At 67.3% G+C, this 5,228-nt stretch carries 4 protein-coding genes; all 4 read right to left on the bottom strand.

The features are described 5' to 3' along the window. Positions 1–2,585: conjugative transfer ATPase (locus K206_RS0135615; RefSeq protein WP_020207018.1), on the bottom strand; the 2,585-nt coding region annotated here is incomplete at its 3' end. After that, positions 2,585–3,025, bottom strand: a complete 441-nt coding sequence (locus tag K206_RS0135610) for a TIGR03751 family conjugal transfer lipoprotein (RefSeq protein ID WP_003290235.1) — start codon at positions 3,023–3,025, stop codon at positions 2,585–2,587. The genes K206_RS0135610 and K206_RS0135615, both read right to left, overlap by 1 nt. Further along, complete coding sequence (locus K206_RS0135605; RefSeq protein WP_011489305.1) at positions 3,006–4,424, bottom strand: TIGR03752 family integrating conjugative element protein; 1,419 nt, start codon at positions 4,422–4,424, stop codon at positions 3,006–3,008. The genes K206_RS0135610 and K206_RS0135605 overlap by 20 nt, the downstream gene beginning before the upstream one ends. Continuing rightward, on the bottom strand, positions 4,414–5,228 hold an 815-nt coding region (locus tag K206_RS0135600), incomplete at its 5' end, for a TIGR03749 family integrating conjugative element protein (protein ID WP_020207015.1). The genes K206_RS0135600 and K206_RS0135605, both read right to left, overlap by 11 nt.

The following is a 5,228-nucleotide window of genomic DNA, read 5'->3' as shown; positions in this document are numbered from 1 at the left end:
AACCGGGCGATCTTCTCCACCTCGTCCGGCGGCATCGACAGGCAGATCCACCACTCGATCATGTTGAGCATGGGCTCTGCGGCACGCGGCAGGTCGTCGATGTTCTGCGTCGCGAGCCAGAACCAGGCCCCCAACTTGCGCCACATCTTCGTGATCTTGACCACGTAGGGCGCGAGCAGCGGGTTCTTCGTGATGATGTGCCCTTCGTCGGTCACGTTGATGATCGGGCGGCCCAGATACTGGTCGCGCTCGGCGATGTTGTTCACCGTGCTGATCAGGCTGATGTAAGCGATGGAGAGCTGGGCGTTGTAGCCCTCACGAGCGTAGGTCGCCAGATCCACCAGCGTGATGTCGGCTTCGGGCCACGGCGTGCCGTCGCGGTCGAACATTTCGCCGTCCGTGCCTTGGCAGAACATGTCCATCGCGTCTGCCATCTCCAGCAGCCGCACGCGGCGCATCTCGGGCAGTGTCGGGTCCTGGCCCCGGGCGCGCAGCGCATTGCGCACGTCGCGCGTGAGGACCGTGCGCTTCTCGGCCACGCAGTGCTCGGCGGCGTCGAGGATGCACTGGCGGATGAGCGAGCGATCGGCCCGCGTCATCCGGGCTTCTTCCTTGTCTTCGCCGCCCGTGATCATCAAACGCGCCGTGATCTCCAGTTCGCCCAGCACGTCACGCTGTTCGTCCGCCTCCATGGCCGAGGCATCCGGTGGTAGGTCTTCATCCAGCGCATCGGCATCGAGCGTCTGCACGTCGCTTGGCGTCTCGATCAGCCGGCGCGCATCGGCGAATGGCGCGAGGCTGATGCCCGAGCCAGGTGACAGCTTGACCCGGTTTACGGTGAGGCCCAGGCGCTTGGCGAAATCGCTGAACAGGCCGAAGCTGTTGCCGGCTTCCACGATGAAGAGGCGCGGCCGGTAGATGGCCGTGACCTGGTTCAAGAGGTTGTTGAGTGTGGCGCTCTTACCGGAGCCGGTGGGACCGAACAGGAACAGATGCGCGTTCATCTGCCGGTCCAGGCGGTTGAGCGGGTCGAAGGTGATCGGCCCACCACCGCGGTTGAACATCGTGATGCCGGGGTGCCCCGTACCCTGGGCGCGGCCCCACACCGGCGACAGGTTCGCCGCGTGCTGGGCGAACATCAGTTGGGTGTACCACTTGCGCCGATCCTGGCCGGGGTTGTAGCAGCACGGTAGCCAGCGCAAGTAGCTGTTGAGCGGCGCCACCTCGTCGTCCTCGCGCACCGGCTGCAAGCCGGCATTGAGCATGACGTTCGCCAAGTCCAGCCCGCGCCGGTCCAGTTCCGCCTCGTCGCGCCCGCGCAGGTAGAACGCCAGAGTTCCCCGGTAGAGCTTATGCGCGCTGCCGATCAGCGAGCGGGCCTCCTGCACGTCCTTGAGCGTCTGCTCCGACGCCAGCGTCTCTCCCACGGCCTTCTTTGCCAGGTGGTTGAGGTCCGCTTCCAGGACATCCTGCGGTGTGGCAACCATCGTGAGACACATCAGCGTGTCTTCCGGCATCTGGTCGAACAGGGTGTTGATCGCATCGCCCTTGCGGGTTTCGCCGGTCAAGTGCCCCGTGCCGGGCGGCATGCGCAGGCGGTCGGTGATCAGCACGCGATGCGGCATGCCGTCGAAGTGCCAGGTGCCGTGCGCCACGTCGGATCGCGGCTGGCCGAAGAACAGCCGCTGGCTGAAATCACGCCCGCTCGCAAGCTCGATCTCGCCTTCCTCGGTCTCGTCAGGGTAGCGCGCGAGCGCGTAGAACCGCTCGCGGTCTTCCACGCCCGGCCCCAGCAGAGTTGGGCGCGGGTTGAACCAGCGCAAAAGCCAATCGTGAACCCCGGCCGCATCCATGCGCCGAGCCTGGATGCCAGCGTTCGCCAGCCCGCCGCACAGGCGGTCGCAGACGATATTGAGCATTTGTTCTGGCGTCTGGCCGCGGCGGCTCGCCTGTCCGGTGGCCCGGCGATAGACGACCATGCGCACGCGCCGCGTCTGACCCCGCCAGCGCAGCCGCGTGACCACCGTGTCCTCGAACAGCCCGCCCGGCTTGGCCACCGCCCGCAGGTGGTGGCCGAAGAAGCGCAAATAGAACTCCGTGAACGCCGTGCCGCGGGCGCGCGGCTGCACGTAGTCGCGCAGGGTCTGCATGTACTGGTCGAAGCTGGGCTCGTCCTGCGCGTAGAGCTGAAGCACCCAGGGGTTCTCGTCCAGTTCGTCGAACGAGTCTTGCAGCGCGTTTTCGAGCGCATCTCGGGCATGCGCGAGCCAGCCGGGTTCCCGACCTTCGGTGCCCAGCGGCACCAGCTCGTAGAAGGCCGCGACCGATTGCCCGTCCTCCAGCAGCATGGACTTCGATTGGGGCAGAAACTCCACCCAAGGCAGCAGTTCCGTGAAGGACGGCGCGACGTCGTACAGCGCCTGCTCGTCTGCCAAGGTCGCCGGCCTGCGGTCCTGGACCGCCGCGCCGGGTTCAGGGATGCCGGCCTGTCGCAAGGTCTCGACGTGGCGCTGCCAGCCGTCCGGCTGCTCGTCCTCGCCAGCGCCGGATGCGGCCAGCTTCGGCCAGGGGAGTTTCCAGCGCATCAGTAGTCCTCCACGCGCTCGCCCGGCATGGCGTACTGCACGCGCTGGTAGAGGGGGAAGACCGTCGTGTAGCCCGGAACCGGCACGGGGTCCGTGCCCGCCAGATGCGGGTACACGTACATCACCAGGTCGGGATTGGGCAGACGCTGGAACTGGCGATAGACCTCGTTGCGCGCGGTCCGCGTGTAGCGCATCTGCTCGGCGGGCGCGGCCTGCACGTCGGCGTCGGTCAGCGGCCGGCGCAGGCTCTGGCGTGCATCGAGCAATTGCCTGCGCGCCACTTGGCCGGCGCCACCGCCGCCGTCGCCGGCGTTGGTCTGCCAGATGTCCATCATTGTGCTGTCGCCGTGCGGCAGCAGCTTTTCCTTACTGGTGGCGCAGCCGCCGAGCACCGCGACGGCAAGAGCCAGCGCCAGGCCCTTATTCAAGTTCGAGAGCATGGCTTTCTCCTGCGCGGTGATCGACCTTGCGGCCTTCGGGATCGAAATCGATGGCGAGCGGCTTTTCGAGATGGACGGCGACCTTCGCGCCGGGTTGGACATAGACGGCGGCGAAGGCCTGGCCGTACAACTTGTTCACCCAATCGGCCATGTCCCGCACGCCACCGGCCAGGATGCGACCTACGGCTTCGTTGCTGGAAATGCCGACGCTGCCGATGGAACCGTCTGCGCCCACGTAGGACATCTGGCCGCTGTCGCTGTCGATAAGCGAGGCCACGCCCGCACCCGCCGCGGTGATGAGCGCCTGCGAACCGAGGTATTGCTGGGCGTTGCTGCGCCGCTCTCCACTGACGCAAGGAATGCCATACGGGTCGCTGATCCAGCCCAATCCGTCGCGCTGCTGATTGTTCTGCTGGTTGCCGTCGCGGTCTTCGGGAATCGTCCGAATGGTTCCGTCATGGAACACAAAGGTGATGCTGCGCACCTGGCCGCGCACACAAGAGAGCGTCCAGTCGCCCGAGGCAGTGCCGGAAAACACGGCGCCGGCCACATCGGGAATGTCGATGCCGTTTGCCGTGAGGTTGTCGGGGCCGACCAGGACTTTGAACGGATACGGATCGTTGACCGTGCCGTCAATCGGCACGCGGCCGATCAGCGCCGTCATAGCCACCGACCCCATCAGCGTCGAGTTGGTAGGCACCGTATAGACCGGCTTGGCGCTCTTGACGCCTGCGGCGCGGGCGCCCGCGTTCGCCACGGTTTTCGCCGTGGTTTCCAGCGTGCTCTGCGCAGGGCCGAAGCTCGTCGGAAAGCTCGTGCCGCCACCCGTGGCACGACTGCCGTTACGCCCATCAGCGGGCTTAGCGTCGTTCGGCTCGACCCAGCGCACGCCGCCTTCCATGCCTGCCTCGTCGCCGTCACGCAGTCCCAGGCCCACGGGTAGATCGGCGTGGCCGCCGCCACGCCCGCCGATGCTTTCCAAGCGCCGCTGTAGGTCGGCGAGCAGCCCCTCGGTCTGCTGGCGCTCGCTGGCCGCCTGCTGCTGGTCGCGGCGCAGGTTGGAGCGCTCGGATTCGAGGGCCGAATTGATGCGCTGGTCGATCGAGTTCTCGCGTTGGCGCAGGCGCTGGTTCTCCTCGCGCTGGGACTTGTTGTCGGACAGGACCGTCTGAAGCTCGGTGCGCAACTGCTTCACCTGCGCCACGAGCGTCGCTACGGTATCGCGGGGGGTATCGCCCTCGATGCCCAGCGCCTTCATTTCCTCCGGCGTGAGCTTGGCGCCGGCATCCGCGGCGGGAGGCGCAGACGAGCTTCCACCCGAAAACATCCGGATGGCGACGAACAGCACCAGCAGGGCCACGGGGATCATCAACCACTTCAGGAGTCCGTTACTGCGCATGGCGGGACTCCTTGCTGGCGGTGGTGGCCTCGGCTTCGGGTTGCGGCAAATGCGCGGCTGGGTCGAAGCGGTTGATCGCCGGCAGCAGCGACTGGGCAAGGCCGTGCCCGCGCGTCACCAGGTACAGCACGGTCGTGTCCTCGGGCGTTCCGCGCGGGCCGAGTGCTTCGTGCTGGAAGGTGGCGGTGAGGAAGTCGCCTTGCAGCACGCGGGGGTCGAGAGTGATCCAGCCGCCGCTGCTATTGGTCAGGCGCACGGCCGTGACCCACTGGTCTTCCAGACGCCACGACGCGAGCGCGACCGCGCGCACCGGCAGCGTCGGCATCAGCGTGCCGAGGTCGAAGTCGCGGCGCAGGTTCACCCGCATGACGCCCGGTAGCGGCTCCACAGTGCGCAGCGGTGCGTAGAGGTTTTGCGCGGCATAGCGCGTCAGCACGACCGGAACCGGGGTTTCGCGGCGCGTTGCCCGCGTGCCTGTCGGGTCCTGGGCGCGTGCCGGGGCATCGTCGGCATCGCCGGGCTGATCGCCATAGCGTGCCGGGGTGCTGTTGCCCTCGACGATGCGCACCGGCTCCAGCTCGGCTTCCCCGTCCTTGGGCGGCTCGGCCGCAATGTCCAGCAGGATCAGCGCGCCCGTGTCGGCGTCCTGCAGTTGCAGCCGTGTGGGCTCGATCGGCTCGCTGGCGCGCAGGTACACCGCGCCGCCCGCGCTCTGCACCCGTAGGCGTTCGCTGACGCCAGCGGGCACGCCGACGCGGACGTTCTTGTCGATGAACACGACGCGCTCCTGGCCGACCTTCAAGG

The organism is Cupriavidus sp. WS (assembly GCF_000395345.1).
Lineage (GTDB): Bacteria > Pseudomonadota > Gammaproteobacteria > Burkholderiales > Burkholderiaceae > Cupriavidus > Cupriavidus basilensis_B.
The sequence above is the reverse complement of the archived record's forward strand: the minus strand, read 5'-3'. Positions and strand labels throughout refer to the sequence as shown.

Bases quoted from the DNA above. Each gene is read 5' to 3' on its own strand.
- K206_RS0135605 (WP_011489305.1), bottom strand. From the start codon at position 4,424: ATGCGCAGTAACGGACTCCTGAAGTGGTTGATGATCCCCGTGGCCCTG.
- K206_RS0135610 (WP_003290235.1), bottom strand. From the start codon at position 3,025: ATGCTCTCGAACTTGAATAAGGGCCTGGCGCTGGCTCTTGCCGTCGCG.